General features: G+C 63.7%; 14 protein-coding genes and 1 riboswitch. Of the genes, 10 read left to right on the forward strand and 4 right to left on the reverse strand.

Features of this window, described 5'->3' with window-relative positions; all coding sequences use genetic code 11:
* Positions 1 to 8: 8 nt before the first annotated feature.
* Complete coding sequence (locus tag HX898_RS03450; protein ID WP_180194010.1) at positions 9 to 1,799, reverse strand: chloride channel protein; 1,791 nt, start codon at positions 1,797 to 1,799, stop codon at positions 9 to 11.
* A 260-nt stretch (positions 1,800 to 2,059) separates the two neighbouring features.
* A riboswitch (cobalamin riboswitch) is annotated at positions 2,060 to 2,457 on the forward strand.
* A 376-nt stretch (positions 2,458 to 2,833) separates the two neighbouring features.
* On the opposite strand from HX898_RS03450, the gene cobU reads away from it, so the two are divergent.
* Genes cobU through cobO form a run of 4 tightly spaced genes read left to right on the forward strand, consistent with a single transcriptional unit; the run spans position 2,834 to position 9,224 of the window.
* Complete coding sequence (cobU, locus tag HX898_RS03455; RefSeq protein ID WP_171598644.1) at positions 2,834 to 3,343, forward strand: bifunctional adenosylcobinamide kinase/adenosylcobinamide-phosphate guanylyltransferase; 510 nt, start codon at positions 2,834 to 2,836, stop codon at positions 3,341 to 3,343.
* A 4-nt stretch (positions 3,344 to 3,347) separates the two neighbouring features.
* Complete coding sequence (cobW, locus tag HX898_RS03460; RefSeq protein ID WP_180194011.1) at positions 3,348 to 4,397, forward strand: cobalamin biosynthesis protein CobW; 1,050 nt, start codon at positions 3,348 to 3,350, stop codon at positions 4,395 to 4,397.
* Between the two features lie 4 nt (positions 4,398 to 4,401).
* A complete protein-coding gene (cobN, locus tag HX898_RS03465; RefSeq protein ID WP_180194012.1) occupies positions 4,402 to 8,559 on the forward strand; it encodes a cobaltochelatase subunit CobN in 4,158 nt (1,385 codons plus the stop codon).
* A 14-nt stretch (positions 8,560 to 8,573) separates the two neighbouring features.
* Positions 8,574 to 9,224: a cob(I)yrinic acid a,c-diamide adenosyltransferase gene (gene cobO, locus HX898_RS03470; RefSeq protein ID WP_180194013.1), complete on the forward strand. Its 651-nt coding sequence runs from the start codon at positions 8,574 to 8,576 to the stop codon at positions 9,222 to 9,224.
* Positions 9,225 to 9,229: 5 nt separating this feature from the next.
* Here the strand turns inward: cobO and HX898_RS03475 are convergent, their stop codons facing one another.
* From HX898_RS03475 to HX898_RS03485, 3 genes are all read right to left on the reverse strand, one after another.
* The gene (locus HX898_RS03475; protein ID WP_180194014.1) at positions 9,230 to 10,024 is read right to left on the reverse strand and encodes a helix-turn-helix transcriptional regulator; all 795 of its coding nucleotides are present in this window, start codon (positions 10,022 to 10,024) and stop codon (positions 9,230 to 9,232) included.
* The gene (locus HX898_RS03480; protein ID WP_017988609.1) at positions 10,024 to 10,437 is read right to left on the reverse strand and encodes a nuclear transport factor 2 family protein; all 414 of its coding nucleotides are present in this window, start codon (positions 10,435 to 10,437) and stop codon (positions 10,024 to 10,026) included. The genes HX898_RS03475 and HX898_RS03480 overlap by 1 nt, the downstream gene beginning before the upstream one ends.
* Before the next feature lie 62 nt (positions 10,438 to 10,499).
* The gene (locus HX898_RS03485) at positions 10,500 to 11,285 is read right to left on the reverse strand and encodes a TSUP family transporter (RefSeq protein WP_180194350.1); all 786 of its coding nucleotides are present in this window, start codon (positions 11,283 to 11,285) and stop codon (positions 10,500 to 10,502) included.
* A gap of 100 nt (positions 11,286 to 11,385) precedes the next feature.
* Between HX898_RS03485 and HX898_RS03490 the strand changes: the two genes are divergently transcribed.
* The 6 genes from HX898_RS03490 to cbiB all read left to right on the forward strand — a co-directional run bounded on the left by HX898_RS03490 (position 11,386) and on the right by cbiB (position 17,260).
* Positions 11,386 to 11,805, forward strand: a complete 420-nt coding sequence (locus HX898_RS03490; RefSeq protein WP_138390961.1) for a cobalamin biosynthesis protein — start codon at positions 11,386 to 11,388, stop codon at positions 11,803 to 11,805.
* 70 nt (positions 11,806 to 11,875) lie between these two features.
* Complete coding sequence (locus tag HX898_RS03495; RefSeq protein ID WP_171598648.1) at positions 11,876 to 12,829, forward strand: nucleoside hydrolase; 954 nt, start codon at positions 11,876 to 11,878, stop codon at positions 12,827 to 12,829.
* A gap of 189 nt (positions 12,830 to 13,018) precedes the next feature.
* Positions 13,019 to 13,858 carry a uroporphyrinogen-III C-methyltransferase gene (gene cobA, locus HX898_RS03500; protein WP_180194015.1) on the forward strand — a complete coding sequence of 280 codons (840 nt, stop codon included), beginning with the start codon at positions 13,019 to 13,021 and terminating at the stop codon, positions 13,856 to 13,858.
* Positions 13,855 to 15,162, forward strand: coding sequence for a cobyrinate a,c-diamide synthase (locus tag HX898_RS03505; protein ID WP_180194016.1), 1,308 nt, complete (start codon positions 13,855 to 13,857; stop codon positions 15,160 to 15,162). Before cobA ends, HX898_RS03505 begins: the two co-directional genes overlap by 4 nt.
* Positions 15,159 to 16,283 carry a threonine-phosphate decarboxylase gene (locus tag HX898_RS03510; RefSeq protein WP_180194017.1) on the forward strand — a complete coding sequence of 375 codons (1,125 nt, stop codon included), beginning with the start codon at positions 15,159 to 15,161 and terminating at the stop codon, positions 16,281 to 16,283. The genes HX898_RS03505 and HX898_RS03510 overlap by 4 nt, the downstream gene beginning before the upstream one ends.
* The gene (gene cbiB, locus HX898_RS03515; protein WP_180194018.1) at positions 16,280 to 17,260 is read left to right on the forward strand and encodes an adenosylcobinamide-phosphate synthase CbiB; all 981 of its coding nucleotides are present in this window, start codon (positions 16,280 to 16,282) and stop codon (positions 17,258 to 17,260) included. Before HX898_RS03510 ends, cbiB begins: the two co-directional genes overlap by 4 nt.
* Positions 17,261 to 17,283: the final 23 nt, after the last annotated feature.

The following is a 17,283-nucleotide window of genomic DNA, read 5'->3' on the forward strand; positions in this document are numbered from 1 at the left end:
GACGGCGCTCAGATCTCGCCTGAGACCTCGCGGCGGCGGCGGTCGAGTTCTTCGCTGTAGCGGCGCAGCGTATAGCTTTCGCTGAGCTGGCCGATCACCTTGCGTTCGATCAGGTTGTTGACGACGGCGAGTGCTTCGCTTTCGCTCTTGTCGAAGATCGCCGCCGCCTGCTTGGCATTCATCTGCGGCTGCAGGAAGTCGTTGCGGTAGTGGATGAAATCGGCAAGCGTCTTGCCCTCGTCCTGGGCGTCGGTCGGGTTGGCGTAGATCTCCGGCACCAGCACGAGGCCTGCATATTTGTCGCTCTCCTCGACGAGGATGACGCGCTGGGTCGAGCCGATTGGGAAGGCCTGCTTGAATTCCTCCAGAGAGATGCCCGCCCTTGCCGTCTTGACGTCGGCGCGCATCAGCTTGTCGACCGTCAGGTTGCGGATCCAGCCGACGTCATGGGCGCTGCGGATGCTTTCTCCGCGCAGATGGAACCGCCATGTGGCGAAGGAGTAGCCGAAGGTCGAACGCACGACGAGCGAGGAGGTGATGACGGCAGCGAGCACCAGTGCCGTGATCGGAAAATCGCCGGTGATTTCGAGCGCCAGGAACGTCATGGTCAGCGGCCCGCCGATGACGGCGACGGCAAGCGAACTCATGCCGACCACGGCATAGATGACGGGCGTCAGCGTCGCATCGGCGAAATAGGGGCCGCAATAGGCAAAGAGCTTGCCGAGCAGGGCGCCCATGAATAGCGAGGCGAAGAACAGTCCGCCCCTGAAGCCGGAGCCGATCGAGATCGCCGAGGCGAAGGATTTCAAGAGGAAGAGGCCGATCAGCGTCGGGATCGCCACCTCATGGGAAAGGTTGAGATGCAGCGCGCCATGGCCGGCCGAGAGCACCTGCGGCGAGATCATCGCCAACAGCCCGACGATGATGCCGCCGAGCGCCGGGCGGAAGGGTGGGGCGATCGAGCTCTTGCGCGCCAGCTCCTCGACAAAGGCGACGCCCTGCATGATCAGGATGCCGACACCGGCGCAGAAAGCACCGAGCAGCAGCGCCGGGATATAATCGGCCGGCACGACTGAACCGAAGCTGCCGATATCGATGGTGAAATCGCTGCCGGCAAGCAGCCTTGCGATCAGGGTGGAGACGAGGGCGGAGACGACGACAGGCGTCAGCGAGACGATGGTATAGGTGCCGATGATCAGCTCGAAAGCATAGAAGGCGCCGGTCAGCGGCGCGTTGAAGGCGGCGGCGATGGCGCCTGCCGCGCCGCAGCCAACGAGGGTGCGCAAGTCCGAGCGGCGAAGCTGCAGCTTCAGGCCGAATTTCGAGGCGAGTCCGGCGGCAAGCTGGGTATAGCCGGCCTCCAGGCCGACGGAGGCGCCGAAACCGTTGGAGATCAGGTTCTGCACGGCAACGATGATGCTGTCGGTCAGGGACAGGCGACCGCCATGCAGCGCATTGGCCTCGATCGGGTCGACCATCGGTTTCTTGCGCCGTTTCGCCAGCACGAAAAGCAGCAGGCCGAGCAGGGCGCCGCCGATGACGGGGGCGGTGAGCAGCAGCAGCTTGTTTTCGATCTCGGACGAGCTCAACCTTTCGCTGTCGGCGATGCCGAAGACCAGCTGATGCAGCTCGTTGGAGACGTAGCTCATGCCGGTGACGGCGAGACCGGAGATGACGCCGACGACGGCGCCCGCCAGCGACAGGCCGACCTCGCTACGGCGGGCCAGCGCCCGCAGGCGTCCCGGATCGAAGAAAACACGCAGCGCGCGGAAACGGCGCCGATCCAATTTCATAAGCATGGCTAGACAACTAGGCGGGGAGAGGCCCGGTCAAGGGCGGAGATGGTCGCGCAGTCCGCTTGCGACGCAATTGCGGCGAAAAGCCGGCGGATGGAATAGATTTTTTATGACGTAAGCCTCTGATAAATGACGATATTTAAGGTAGGGTAAGTCGTGCTTGGGTAAGTGCGCCGCGTGGCTGGCGATCGGGCGGCCGCCAAGGCCGGTTGACTTCATCCCTGCGCTTGCCTAACCATCCCGATAACGGATGGTCGACTGACCATCCTGACATAACGGATGGTTCCGGATCGGTGTTGCGCCCTTCCGGATGAAAAGGGAATGTGACGGGGCGGACCCAAGCCGGGCGCCTTCATCACAGCCGACCCCGCGACTGTAGAGCGGTCAGGGTCTTCCATCCGGCATCAGGCCCTTCCGGCCGGCGGCTTGCAATAATGCAAGCGGGCGGGATGGGTGACATGCCGGAAAAGCCACTGGATATGCATGGTGATCAACCGGGGTCGGACGCCTCTCAAGTCTACGAATCGTCCACCTTTTCACTGATGCAGCCGGGAAGGCGAGGATGATCCGCTGGCACGATCAGGGCGACCGGTTTCCGGTCTGCCCCGATCGCGGCCGATAACCGCGAGCCAGGAGACCTGCCATGCGTGCCGGGCGAGAAGCCCACACCTGGGCAATATGCCCGTTGCCAGCACGGAGGTTGTCTTGGCTGAACGATTGAATTCGGCGCGGCCTGGTGCGGCGCATGCCACGCCTCCAAGCAGCGCTGCAAGAGGAGTGTTTTCGGCCGCTTATGTCGAATGCTGGGTACCCCCCTCTGTCCTGCCGGACATCTCCCCCACAAGGAGGGAGGTCGGCAAGCCGCACGACCGTCGTGTTACATCAATTGTTTGGAGAAAAGCTCTCGGCGATTCAATCTCCCCCCTTGTGGGGGAGATGTCCGGCAGGACAGAGGGGGGTGTCACACTCTCAGTAGCCGAGAAAGGTGCACTCGGAACAAGCCACGGCTACGCACTCTCCCTGAGGGGCTTTTGAGTATGACCGCCACCTTCATCCTCGGCGGCGCACGTTCCGGCAAATCCCGTTTCGCCGAATCCCTCGTCACAGCGACCGGCCTCGACCGTCACTATGTCGCGACCGGCCGGGCATGGGACGAGGAGATGCAGGCGCGCATCACCCAACACAAGGCCGATCGGGGTCCGTCCTGGACAACGCATGAAGAGCCGCTCGATCTCGTCGGTAAACTCGCCGCCATAGACGGCGAAGGGGGCATCGTGCTGGTCGATTGCCTGACGCTCTGGGTCACCAATCTGATGATGGAGGAGCGGAATATGGCGGCGGAATTTGCAGCCCTTGCCGATTTCCTGCCCGCCGCGAAGGCGTGGCTTGTTTTCGTTTCCAACGAGGTCGGTCTCGGCATCGTGCCGGACAATCGCATGGCGCGGGATTTTCGCGATCATGCCGGCCGGCTGCACCAATCGATCGCGGCGAAGGCCGCCGAAGTTTATTTCATCGCGGCAGGCCTGCCGCTGAAAATGAAGGGTTAAGTCTATGAACCAGCAGAAGATTCCCGCAACCGTCATCACCGGCTTCCTCGGCGCCGGCAAAACGACGATGATCCGCAATCTGCTCACCAATGCCGGCGGCAAGAAGATTGCGTTGATCATCAACGAATTCGGCGATCTCGGCGTCGACGGCGACGTGCTGAAGGGCTGCGGTGCGGAGAATTGCACCGAGGATGACATCATCGAGCTCACCAATGGCTGCATCTGCTGCACCGTCGCCGATGACTTCATCCCGACGATGACGAAGCTGCTCGAGCGCGAACAGCGTCCCGACCATATCGTCATCGAGACCTCGGGCCTTGCTCTGCCGCAGCCGCTGGTCGCCGCCTTCAACTGGCCTGACATCCGCACGCAGGTGACTGTCGACGGCGTCATCACGGTGGTGGATAGCGCCGCCGTTGCCGCAGGGCGTTTTGCCGATGACCATGATGCTGTCGATGCGCGCCGCGCCGAGGACGAGTCGCTCGATCACGAAAGCCCGATCGAGGAGCTGTTCGAGGACCAGCTTACCTGCGCCGATCTCATCGTGCTCAACAAGACAGACCTGATCGACGCTGCCGGCCTTATCAGGGTGCGCGACGAGGTCGCCTCCCGCACGGTGCGCAAGCCCGTGATGATCGAAGCGAAGAACGGCGAGGTGTCGGCCGGCATCCTGCTCGGCCTCGGCATCGGCACGGAGGACGATGTCGCCAATCGCAAGTCGCATCACGAGCTGGAGCATGAGGACGGTGCGCCGCATGACCATGATGAATTCGACAGCTTCGTCGTCGAGCTCGGACCCATTGCCGATCCCGCTGGCTTCGTCGAAGCGCTTAAGGGCATCATTGTCGCCCATGACGTTCTGCGCCTCAAGGGTTTCGTCGATGTCTCGGGGAAGCCGATGCGCCTCCAGATCCAGGCCGTCGGCAGCCGCATCGACCATTATTTCGACCGCGCCTGGGGCGCGAGCGAAAAGCGCGCCACGCGCCTTGTCGTCATCGGCCTGCACGAAATGGATCAGGACGCGGTGAGGGCGGCGATCGAAGAGCTGGCGTAACCCGATGCATCTGCTTCTGGCTCAACAGGGAACGATCAGCGACGGCGAGGAGGCAATCGACCTCGGGCAGACGCCGGGCGACATCCTGTTCCTGTCGGCGGCCGACAGCGAGCTTGCCGCGATCGCCGCCGCCCATCGCGACCGTGGGGCGGCGCATTCGCTGCGGCTCGCCAGCCTGATGAGCCTGAAGCATCCGATGTCTATCGACACCTATGTCGAGCGCACCGCGCGGCATGCCAAGTTGATTGTCGTGCGGGCGCTCGGGGGCGCCAGCTATTTCCATTATGCGCTGGAAGCGCTGCATGCGGCAGCGTCCCGCGCCGGGGCGCTGATTGCGGTGCTGCCGGGCGATGCGAAGCCGGATGCCGGGCTGGTTCCTTTTTCCAATGTCGATCTCCACGATCTCAATGCGCTCTGGGCCTATCTGATCGAGGGCGGCGATGCCAATGCGCGGGCGTTTCTCGATTATGCCGGAGCGATGCTGGCGGGCGGCGAGAAACCTGCGCCGGCGGTGCCTTTGATGAAGGCGGGTATCTGGTGGCCAGGGCGGGGGTTGATCGGGGTTGAGGAGTGGCGGCGGGTTGCTGCGACGCCTTCACAGACGTCTTTGGACGTGGCACCCCCCTCTGTCCTGCCGGACATCTCCCCCACAAGGGGGGAGATCGGCAAGTTGCCAGCGCTTCCCACAAAAGAACCGTTTGAAGATTCCGCACCTTCCGCCGAAGAGATGGAGAGAGACCTCTCATCCCTGATCTCCCCCCTTGTGGGGGAGATGTCCGGCAGGACAGAGGGGGGCGAGCGGGTGATGGTAGCGGAGGAGGGATTTGAACCCCCGACAGTCGCCATCAGCTTCTACCGCGCCCTCGTCCAAAGTGGCGAGACCGGCCCGATCGAAGCGCTTGTCGAGGCGCTGGCCGCACTCGGCCTGCGCCCATTGCCGGTCTTTGCCTATAGCCTGAAGGATCCGGTTTCCACAGGCATTCTCGAAAGCGTGTTTTCCGCGCTGAAACCCGATGTCGTCATCAACACTACGGGCTTTGCGGTCTCGGCACCGGGTGCGGACCGGCAGCCGACGGTGTTGGAAGCGAACGAGGCAGTCGTGTTGCAGGCGATCCTGTCGGCCTCGTCGAGGGAGGCATGGGCGGCTTCCTCGCAAGGCCTGTCGGCGCGCGATCTCGGTATGAACGTGGCGCTGCCTGAAGTCGATGGCCGGGTGCTGTCGCGGGCGATTTCCTTCAAGACGGCGGCGCGCTACGATGCTGCCGTCGAGACGAATATTGTCGCCAGCGAACCGGATGCTGGCCGGGTGCGCTACACGGCGGAGCTCGCCGCCAACTGGGCGCGGCTGCGGAAGACATCAGCCGGCGACCGGCGCATTGCGCTCGTCATGGCGAATTATCCAAACCGCGACGGTCGGCTCGGTAACGGCGTTGGACTCGATACGCCGGCCGGGACCATCGAGGTGCTGAAGGCTATGCGGGCGGCGGGGTATCCGGCCGCCGAGATTCCGGCCGACGGCGACGCGCTGATACGGCATCTGATGGAAGGGCCGACTAATTCCGGTTCCGACGGAAAGATCATCCGCGAGACGCTTTCCCTGAGTCGCTACAACGGCTTCCTGGAATCTCTTCCCAATAAGATTCAGGATGAGGTGAGAGCCCGCTGGGGCGATCCCGAAGATGATCCGTATTTTCGCGAAGGCGTCTTCGCCCTGCCTTTCGCCCGTTTCGGCGATGTGCTCGTCGGCATCCAGCCGGCGCGCGGCTATAATATCGACCCGAAAGAGAGCTATCATTCGCCGGATCTCGTGCCGCCGCACGGTTATCTCGCCTTCTACGCTTTCCTGCGCCGCGCGTTCGGCGCCCATGCCGTCATCCATATGGGCAAACACGGCAATCTCGAATGGCTGCCGGGCAAGGCGCTGGCGCTGTCGGAAAGCTGCTATCCCGAGGCGATCCTCGGGCCGCTGCCGCATCTCTATCCCTTCATCGTCAACGATCCGGGCGAGGGTACGCAGGCCAAGCGCCGCAGTGCTGCCGTCATCATTGACCACCTGACGCCGCCCTTGACGCGGGCGGAGAGCTACGGGCCGCTGAAGGATCTGGAGGCGCTGGTCGACGAATATTACGAGGCCTCCGGCAGCGATCCCCGCCGCATTCGTCTGCTCAGCCGTCAGATCCTCGATCTTGTCACCGATATCGGCCTCGACCGGGATGCCGGGATTGCCAAGGGCGAAAGCGAGGGCGAGGCGCTGAAGAAGCTCGACGCCTATCTCTGCGACCTCAAGGAAATGCAGATCCGCGATGGACTGCATGTGTTCGGCGTTTCGCCCGAGGGGCGGTTGCTGACGGACCTCACCGTGGCTTTGGCGCGGGTGCCGCGCGGGCTGGGTGAGGGTGGGGATGCAAGTTTGCAGCGGGCGATCGCGGCGGATGCTAGATTGGGCGGCGGCGTGGGGGGGATACCCCCCTCTGTCCTGCCGGACATCTCCCCCACAAGGGGGGAGATCGGCAAGTCGCTTGGGCTTCCCGAAAAAGAACTGTTTGAAGATGCCGCAGCTTCGACGCATGAGATTGAGCGAGGCCTCTCATCCTCGATCTCCCCCCTTGTGGGGGAGATGTCCGGCAGGACAGAGGGGGGTGCCTCCATCTTCGACCCTCTCGATTGTGACATGGCCGCCGTCTGGACCGGCCCACGTCCTGATATCCTCGCAGATATTCTTGACGCCCCATGGCGGACCAACGGAGACACCGTCGAGCGCATCGAACTGCTCGCTGCAAAGTTCGTCTCCGGCGAGATAGAGTGCCCAGCCCTCTGGTCTCAAACCGGGTTGGTAGTCTCCGAGATTGAAACCCGCCTCAAACGTTCCATCCTCGCCTGCGGCCCGGCCGAAATCGTCGGCCTGCTCAAAGGCCTCGACGGCCGCTTCGTCGCACCCGGCCCCTCCGGCGCGCCGACGCGTGGACGGCCCGATGTGCTGCCGACGGGCCGCAATTTCTACTCGGTCGACAGCCGTACGGTGCCGACGCCGGCCGCCTACGAACTCGGCAAAAAATCGGCGGAACTGCTTGTCCGCCGCTATGTGCAGGATCATGGCGAATGGCCTGTCTCCTTCGGGTTGACGGCCTGGGGCACGTCAAACATGCGCACTGGCGGCGACGATATCGCCCAGGCCCTGGCGCTGATCGGCGTCAAGCCGCTCTGGGACATGAGCTCGCGCCGCGTCACCGGCTATGAGATCATTCCGCCGGCGATGCTCAGGCGGCCGCGGGTCGACGTGACGCTCCGCATTTCCGGCTTCTTCCGCGACGCCTTTCCCGAGCAGATCGCGCTGTTCGACAAGGCGATCCGTGCCGTGGGCGCGCTTGAAGAGGACGAGGTCGACAATCCGATCGCGACGCGCATGCGTGGCGAAGCGGCAAGGCTTGCGGCTGCCGGTCTTGACGAAGTCGCGGCAAGGCGCCGGGCGGGTTACCGCGTTTTCGGCTCGAAGCCCGGCGCCTATGGCGCCGGGCTGCAGGCACTGATCGACGAAAAGGGCTGGGAGCGGCGCGCCGATCTCGCCGAGGCCTATCTCGTCTGGGGCAGCTATGCCTATGGTGCCGGCGAGGAGGGCAAGGCCGAACGCGGCTTGTTCGAGGAGCGGCTGCGCTCGGTGCAGGCTGTTATCCAGAACCAGGACAACCGCGAGCACGATCTGCTCGATAGCGACGACTACTATCAATTCGAGGGCGGCATGGCCGCCGCCGCCGAGCAACTCGCCGGGACACGCCCATCGATCTATCACAATGACCATTCGAGGCCCGAGCGGCCGGTCATCCGTTCGCTGGAGGAAGAGATCGGCCGTGTCGTGCGCGGCCGTGTCGTCAATCCGAAATGGATCGCGGGCGTCATGCGTCATGGCTACAAGGGGGCGGCCGAGATCGCCGCGACCGTCGATTATCTCTTTGCCTTTTCGGCAACGACGGGTGCCGTCGGCGAACACCATTTCGAGGCCGTCTACCAGGCCTTTGTCACCGATCCGGCCGTGCGTGACTTCATGATCGAGAAGAACCCGGCGGCATTCGACGAGATGAGGGAGCGGCTCAGCGAAGCAATCGACCGCAGCCTCTGGACGCCGCGCAGCAATTCGGCCCGGTTCGACCTGGCCGCCAGACAATAGAATGAGGTGAACCAATGAGCGACGAAGCACCAGAGAACGAGATCCCGGGAAACGAAACCGGAAAAGACGACGCGCGCCACGCCGAGAAGATGGCGAAGAAGAAGGCCGCGCGCGACAAGATCATGGCGACCAAGACCGACGGCAAGGGCCTGATCATCGTCCATACCGGCAAAGGCAAGGGCAAGTCGTCTTCCGCCTTCGGTATGATCTTCCGCCACATCGCCCATGGCAAGCCGTCCGCCGTCGTGCAGTTCATCAAGGGCGCGATGTGGACCGGCGAGCGCGATCTGATCGAGAAGCATTTCTCCGATCTCTGCCAGTTTCACACGATGGGCGAGGGTTTCACCTGGGAAACGCAGGACCGCGCCCGCGATGTCGCCGCAGCCTCGGCCGCCTGGGAAAAGGCCAAGGAGCTGATCCGCGACGAGCGCAATTCCATGGTGCTGCTCGACGAGATCAACATCGCGCTGCGCTACGACTATCTCGATATCAACGAGGTGGTGGAATTCTTAAAGACCGAAAAGCCCCATATGACGCATGTCGTGCTGACGGGGCGCAACGCCAAGGAGGAGTTGATCGAGATCGCGGATCTGGTCACCGAGATGGAACTGATCAAACATCCCTTCCGCTCCGGCATCAAGGGCCAGCCGGGCGTGGAGTTCTGAGACGGTCAGTTGAGCGCGAGGCTGCGCAGGATGGCGGCCGTTTCGTCGTCTGCCGGGAAGAAGGATTCGACCGCGAGTTCCGACAAAGTGATGTCGACGGGGGTGCCGAAGATCGTCGTTGTCGAGATCAGCGAAAGCAAGCCGGCCTTGGTCGAAAGCTGAAGGGGAACGGCGATGCCGGCATAGTCGGTATGGACCTCGCCAGCAGTTTTAGGCGCTGGATAGGACAGCAACTCCTTCAAAAGCTTGTCCAGCATTGGATCGCCCGAAGCGGAGAACTGCTGGCGCAGCCTGCCGATAAGGTGGGCGCGCCACTCGGAGAGGTTTTTGATATGGGGCGCCAATCCTTGCGGATGCAGGCTGAGGCGCAGTACGTTGACGGGCGGTGTGAGCAGGGACTGGTCGGCAACGGCTGAGAGCAGCGGAGCGATGGCCGCATTGGCTGCGATGAGTGTCCAATGGCGGTCGACGGCAATTGCTGGGAAGGGCTCGTGCCCTTTCAGTACCATGTCGATGGCGCGACGGGCCGGTTCCAGTGCAGGATCGTCGAGCGCGCGTTCGGCAAAAACGGGAGCGAAACCCGCCGCGAGCAGCAGCGGGTTCCGATCGCGAAGGGGCACGTCGAGCCGTTCGGCAAGATGCAGCAGCATGTCGCGGCTCGGTGTCGAGCGCCCGCTCTCGATGAAGCTCAGATGCCGCTGCGAGATCTCCGCCTCCAGCGCGAGGTCGAGTTGGCTCATGCGGCGGCGCTGGCGCCATTCGCGCAGATGGTCTCCAAGGGAGCGGGCGGTCGGCGTCATCAGGCGGCTTCCGGCAGCAAATCTATGAAACCGCGGACGGATTTCAGCTTGCCGCCTTCGAGTTCGGCGAAATCCGTGCCCTTGATTAACGCATCGCCGTTTTCCGGGCCGAGGCCCCAGGAGAAGCGCAGGTTGTCGCCGTAGCCGTCGGCCGCTCCGATCAGGGCGAAGCGGAAGCCGGGGAAGCGGCTTTGCACCGCCTCGACCAGCGAATTGATCTGCTCATGGCCTTCGCCGCGCATCAGTGGGTCGATATAGGTCGCGGCTTTGCTCCAGCTCTCGGCGATGAGAGCGCGACGGCGAGCGGCATCCGTCTCGTTCCAGATGGCGAGATAGCGCTCTGCGTTGGTGTTTGCGTCGTTCATCGGGTCATCTCCTTTTGATCGCCCGTCAGTTCCAGGCAGCCCGATCATGCGGGAAGGCGATGCATCTTATCAATTACGTCAGAGGTAATGGAAGATGGTCGAGGGTTCGGTCAGACGCCGAGCCAGACACGCAGCGGATTTGCCGGGTCGGCGAGCAGCTTTACCGCAAGGGCGACGGAGACGATCACGAGCAGCGGCTTGATGAGCTTTGCGCCGATGCGCATGGCAAACCGCGAGCCCAGCTGCGCGCCGAGGAACTGGCAGGTACCCATCAACAGGCCGATCTTCCAGAGTATTGCCCCGAAGCTTGCGAAGACGATCAGCGCGCCGAAATTCGAGCCGAGATTGAGAAGCTTGGTGTGGGCCGTCGCCTTCAGCATGCCGAAGCCGGCGAGCGTGACGAAGGCCAGCATGAAGAAGGAGCCCGTGCCGGGGCCGAAGACGCCGTCATAGAAGCCAATGACAGGTACCAGCGTCAGGCCGAAGGTAAAGGGCGTCACGCGGCGGTGCGTGTCGAGGTCGTTGAGGTTCGGCTTGACGGCGAAGAAGATGGCGATCGCCACCAGGAGCACCGGCATGATGGCCTGCAGCGCTTGGCCTGGAACGATGGTGGCGAGTGCCGCGCCGAGCGCCCCGCCCATGATGGCCATCAGCGCCATCGGCAATTGTTCCGCAAGCTGCACATGGCCCTTGCGGGCGTAGGCGATCGAGGCCGAGGCGGCGCCGAAGAGGGACTGCACCTTGTTGGTGCCGAGGGTCTGGAGCGGCGGAATGCCCGCGATCAGCATGACGGGAACGGTGATGAGGCCGCCGCCGCGGGCAATAGAATCGACGAAACCGGCAAAGAAAGCCGCTGCGCAGAGCAGCAGAAGCAGATCGAAGGCGATATCGGGCAAGGTGGTATTCCGGGGAGGGATTTCGGACGGCCTTGTTGCATTTGCCGTCCCAAGCTGCAATGGCTGCAACGACATGGGCAGGGCGTATTTGACGGTTTCCATGAGCGATATCTCTTTCGATACGGCGAGGCTCCACGTGCTCGGCCTCGGCTGCGAGCGTGGGACGTCGCCTGCCGAGGTGCTGGCGCTTGCGATCGAGGCGCTCGATGTAGCCGGTATTGGCGCGGCGGAACTCGCAGCCATTGCCTCGATCGACAGCCGAAGACTGGAGCCGGCGATCCTTGCTGTTGCCGCGCATTTTTCCGTGCCTGCCGTCTTCTTCGGCGCGCCGCGGCTGGAGGAGGAGACGCCGCGGCTCGCGAATCCCTCTGCGATCGTCTTTGCCCGCGTCGGCTGCCATGGGGTCGCCGAGGCCGCTGCGCTTGCAGCTGCGGGACCGGATGCCGAGCTTGCTGTCGCCAAGATCAAATCTGCACATGCGACAGCGGCAGTTTCCCGCAGCGGGTTGCAGAAAGCCTAGTGGACGTTATGTTGGCGCCAATTCGCGGCGCCGTCCGGCAGCTTCACGGTTCACATCTAGAGGATATCTCATGCACAAGGTCATTTATGACACCGACCCTGGCGTCGACGACGCCATGGCGCTTCTCTTCCTGCATCGCCATCCCGAAATCGACCTTCTCGGCATCACCACGGTCTTCGGCAACGCCTCGGTTGAGACGACGACGCGCAATGCGCTCTTCCTCAAGCGCGAATGGAATATTCCGGCACCCGTTTCCAAGGGCGCCAGCGTCACCATCGATTCCGCGCGTGCGGAACGGCCATGGCCGGCCATGGTGCATGGCGACAACGGCCTCGGCGATATCGAGGTACCGGAGACGATCGACCTGCCGCTCGATCCGCGCCCGGCGCATCGCTTCATCATCGACACGGTGCGCGCCCATCCGGGCGAGGTGCGCCTCGTCGCCGTCGGCCGGATGACCAATCTGGCGCTGGCGCTGAAGGAAGACCCCGAGATTGCGACGCTGGCCAAGGACGTCGTCATCATGGGCGGCAATTTCTATGTGCCGGGAAATGTCTCGCCGGTCGCCGAGGCCAATATCCACGGTGATCCTGAGGCTGCCGACATCGTCATGACCGCACCCTGGAAGGTGGCCGTCATCGGCCTCGACGTCACCGCGATTACCACGATGAGCCGCAGCTATCTCGGCGAGATGGCGGCGAGGGGTGACAAGGCGGTCAAGCAGCTCGACGCACTCTCGCAGTCCTACATCGATTTCTACAAGCACGCGGTTGAAGACGGCATGATGGTGCATGACAGCTGCGCCTGCGTCTATGTCGTGGTGCCGGAGCTGTTCTCGTCAATATCGGGTGCGGTGCGTGTCGTCTGCGGCGGCATCGCCGATGGCCAGACGATCGTCAGGCCAGATGGGCGGCGTTTTCCGCCTGATGGCGCTTGGGATGGCTTGCCGAGCCAGGTGGTCTGCACCGGCATTGAGTCGGAGAGGGTCCTGGACCTCATCCGCAATACACTGCTTGCAGCCTGACTAGCTTGAAGGCCGGCAGCATCGCGGCCGGCCTTCGGGATATATTGCAATATATTCATTGCGTTATGAGGGTTCTCCGAGGATTTGAATCCGACACTTCACAAAGTGAGTCATGCTCATCTCAGCAACTTCAAGTGAGGTGATGGGCGCGGCGTTGACCTTGCCCTTTGCGGGGCCTAGATCAGCAGGATGATCGATGCCGCATTCTCCCATCTTCCGGCGCTTGAGCCGGGCAGCGTCTGGCTCGTCGGGGCCGGCCCCGGTGATCCCGGCTTGCTGACGCTGCTCGCCGCCAAGGGACTTTCCGAGGCCGACGTCATCGTTCACGACGCGCTGGTCAACGAGGAATGCCTGGCGCTGGCAAGGCCGGAAACGCTGGTGGAATATGCCGGCAAACGCGGCGGCAAGCCTTCGGCGAAGCAGCGCGACATCTCGCTGCGGCTGGTGGAGCTTGCGCGCGCCGGCAAGCGAGTGCTGCGGCTGAAGGGCGGCGATCCCTTCGTCTTCGGTCGCGGCGGCGAAGAGGCGCTGACGCTGGTCGAGCACAACATCCCTTTCCGCATCGTGCCCGGCATCACCGCCGGCATCGGCGGGCTCGCCTATGCCGGCATCCCGGTGACGCATCGCGACATCAACCATGCCGTGACCTTCCTCACAGGCCATGATTCGTCAGGTATCGTGCCCGACAGGATCAACTGGGAGGCGATCGGACGGGGCTCGCCTGTCATCGTCATGTACATGGCGATGAAGCATATCGCCGAGATCAGCGCCCGTCTGATCGCCGCAGGCCGGCTGCCATCCGAGCCCGTCGCCTTCGTCTGCAATGCCGCCACTGGCCGGCAGCAGGTGCTGGAAACGACGCTCGGAGAGGCGACCGAGGCCGTTGCCGCTTCCGGGCTGGAGCCGCCGGCTGTCGTCGTCGTCGGGGAGGTGGTGCGGCTCCGAGCTTCGCTCGACTGGCTTGGTGCGCTCGCCGGGCGGCGCCTGCAACCCGATCCATTCCGCCGGTCCGGCAAGGTGCGGGCATGAGCGGCCTCCTGATCGCAGCACCTTCCTCCGGCGCCGGCAAGACGATGGTGACGCTCGGTTTGCTCCGGGCGCTTCGCCGGCGCGGCATCGCGGTCGCGCCCGGCAAGGCCGGCCCCGACTATATCGATCCTGCCTTCCATGCGGCAGCGAGTGGCACGCTCTGTCTGAATTTCGATCCCTGGGCGATGCGCCCGGAGCTGATCTCGGCCAATGGCGCCCTTCACCGCTCCGGCGACCGTATCCTTATCATCGAGGCGATGATGGGGCTTTTCGATGGGGCGGCCGACGGAAAGGGAACGGCGGCCGATCTGGCGGCCCAGCTTGGGCTTTCCGTGGTGTTGGTCGTCGATGCCTCGCGCATGTCGCAGTCGGTGGCGGCGCTGGTTACTGGTTTTGCCGGTTTCCGTGCCGATGTGCGGGTTGCCGGTGTCATCCTCAACAAGGTCGGCAGCGAACGGCACGAGGCGATGCTGCGGCAGGCGCTCGAAGCTATCCGTATGCCTGTCATCGCCGTCATCGGCAGCGACAAGGCGCTTTCCCTGCCGGAGCGCCATCTCGGCCTCGTCCAGGCCGGCGAACATGCAACCCTCGACAATTTCATCGACCATGCGGCGGATGCCGTCTCCGAGGAATGCAATTTTGAATTCCTGCTGCGCATCGCCAGACAGGGGCTCAACCGGCCATCGGCCGCCAATATCGACCGGTTGCCGCCGCTGGGTGCCCGCATCGCCGTGGCGCGCGATGTCGCCTTTGCCTTTTCCTACGAGCATATGCTGCTCGGCTGGCGCCGCCGGGGTGCTGCGATTTCCTTTTTCTCGCCGCTCGCCGACGAGGCGCCGGCTGGTGATGCCGATGCGATCTATCTGCCCGGTGGTTATCCCGAGCTGCATGCCGGGCGGCTGGCAGAGGCGCAGAATTTCCGCGCCGGCATGCTCGATGCGGCAGCGCGCGACATCCGGATCTATGGCGAATGCGGCGGCTACATGGTGCTTGGCGAGGGCCTGATCGATGCGAAGGGGCATCGCCACGAGATGCTCGGCCTGCTGCCCGTCGTCACCACCTATGCCGAGCGAAAGCGTCATCTCGGCTATCGCCGTGTTGTGCCCCTCGACGGCGCCTTCTTTGCGCGGATGATGACGGCCCATGAATTCCACTATTCCAGCGTCGTCTCCGAGGGCGAGGGCAAGCGGCTTTTTCAGGTGCAGGATGCGCTCGGAACCGATCTGGGTGCCGCCGGTCTCAGGCGCGACCAGGTGGCAGGCTCCTACATGCATCTGATCGATCTTGCCGGAGCCGCCGCATGAGCGCACCGATTGTCCACGGCGGCGGCATCACCGCGGCTGCCGCTACCTTCGGCGGCAGGCCGGACGACTGGCTCGATCTTTCCACAGGCATCAATCCGTGCCCCGTCGCGCTGCCTGACATTCCGGCGCGAGCCTGGCACCGCCTGCCGGACAGGCACCTCGTCGATGAGGCAAGGCGCGCGGCGCGCGACCACTACGGCAGCGGCGAGATTCTGCCGCTACCAGTGCCCGGCACACAATCGGTGATCCAGCTTCTGCCACGTCTGGTCGAGGGTAGGCTGGTTGGCGTTACGGACGACCGAGTCGATGTGACGGACAACAGGGTTGCCGTGACGGACAACAAGATTGCCGTGACGGACAACAAGATTGCCGTGACGGACAACAAGATTGCCGTGACGGACAACAAGATTGCCGTGGTATCGCCGACCTATGGCGAGTATGCGCGCGCCTTCGCCTCGGCCGGTTTTGCCATCGATGTGGTAGACGATATTGCCGCGATCGGAGCCGGACATCGGTTGGCTGTCGTCGTCAATCCGAACAATCCTGATGGACGGGCATGGCCGGCCGAAACACTGATTGCCCTGCACGACAGGATGAAGGCAGCAGGCGGGCTTCTCGTCGTCGATGAGGCCTTCGGTGATACCGATCCGGCGCTCAGCCTTGCATCCCGTGCGCCGCAGCTTTCCAACCTCATCATCTTCCGCTCCTTCGGCAAGTTCTTCGGATTTGCCGGCCTCCGGCTCGGTTTCGCGATTGCGCGCGGCGATATTCTCGCGCGTTTCGAAGACTGGCTCGGACCTTGGGCGGTCTCAGGACCGGCCCTTTCGATTGCAGGTTCGCTGCTGCGATCGGATGTTTCTGCTATCTGCAGCCGCATCAATGAACGTTGCGCCGGTCTGCATGCGGTGCTGAAGGGCGCCGGGTTGCGGATGGCTGGAGGAACGGCGCTCTTCACCCTTGTCGCCGATGCGAGAGCCGGCGACATTTACACGCATCTCTGCCGCCATCATATTCTCGTCCGCAAGTTCGACTATGCGCCGGATTGGCTGCGTTTCGGGCTGACGCCCGATCCGGCGGCCGACAGGCGGCTTGGCGAAGCCCTTCAGAGATTTGAGCGATGACGATCGACGAAAACCTTCTCGTACTGCTTCTGGCGCTGCTGCTCGACCGGATCGCCGGCGATCCGCAATGGTTGTGGTCGCGGATGCCGCATCCCGTCGTCATGTTCGGTGCGGCGATCTCTTATGCCGACCGGCAGCTCAACCCGGAAAGTCTCACCGGCTCGCAACGCCGAATGAACGGTATCGCCGCCATCCTGGTGCTGCTTCTGGTGGCGATAGCCGCAGGCTTCGTGTTCAACCGGTTCTTCGCGCTGTTTGGCCTTGCCGGCATCTTGCTGGAGACCGGGCTGGTGGCGATCTTCCTGGCGCAGAAAAGCCTTGCCGATCACGTCGCGGCCGTCGCCGTCGCCTTACGCGACGAGGGGCTTGCCGGCGGGCGGACCGCCGTTTCCCGCATCGTCGGACGCGATCCCGAGACGCTGGACGAGCCAGCCGTCTGCCGCGCGGCGATCGAAAGCCTTGCCGAGAATTTCTCCGACGGCGTCGTCGCACCGGCGCTCTGGTATGCCGTCTTCGGCCTGCCGGGGCTCTTCGCCTACAAGATGCTGAACACGGCGGATTCGATGATCGGCCATAAGTCGGAAAAATACATCGACTTCGGCTGGGCCGCCGCCCGGCTCGACGATTTCGCCAACTGGCCGGCCGCGCGCCTCTCCATACTGCTGATTGCCGCCGGCGCCTGGATCCGGCGGGGAACAAGCGCCGGGCGCGAGGCGATCCGGGTGGCGATGCGCGACGGGGCCTTGCACCGTTCGCCGAACTCCGGCAGGCCGGAGGCAGCAATGGCAGGCGCGCTGAATGTCCAGCTCGCCGGCCCGCGCATCTATGGCGGCGTCATCGTGCGCGAGCCGATGATCAACGACACCGGCCGCAACGTGGCGACCTCAAGCGATATCGAGGACGGCGTATCGGTATTTTACGCCAGCTGCATGGTGCTCGCTGGTACTACGTTCGGGTTGTTTCTGTGTTTTCTGTAGGGTTGCGCCGTGCACGCGGGATA

Origin of the sequence: Rhizobium sp. WYCCWR 11128 (genome assembly GCF_013416305.1) — a bacterium.
GTDB lineage: Bacteria > Pseudomonadota > Alphaproteobacteria > Rhizobiales > Rhizobiaceae > Rhizobium > Rhizobium indicum.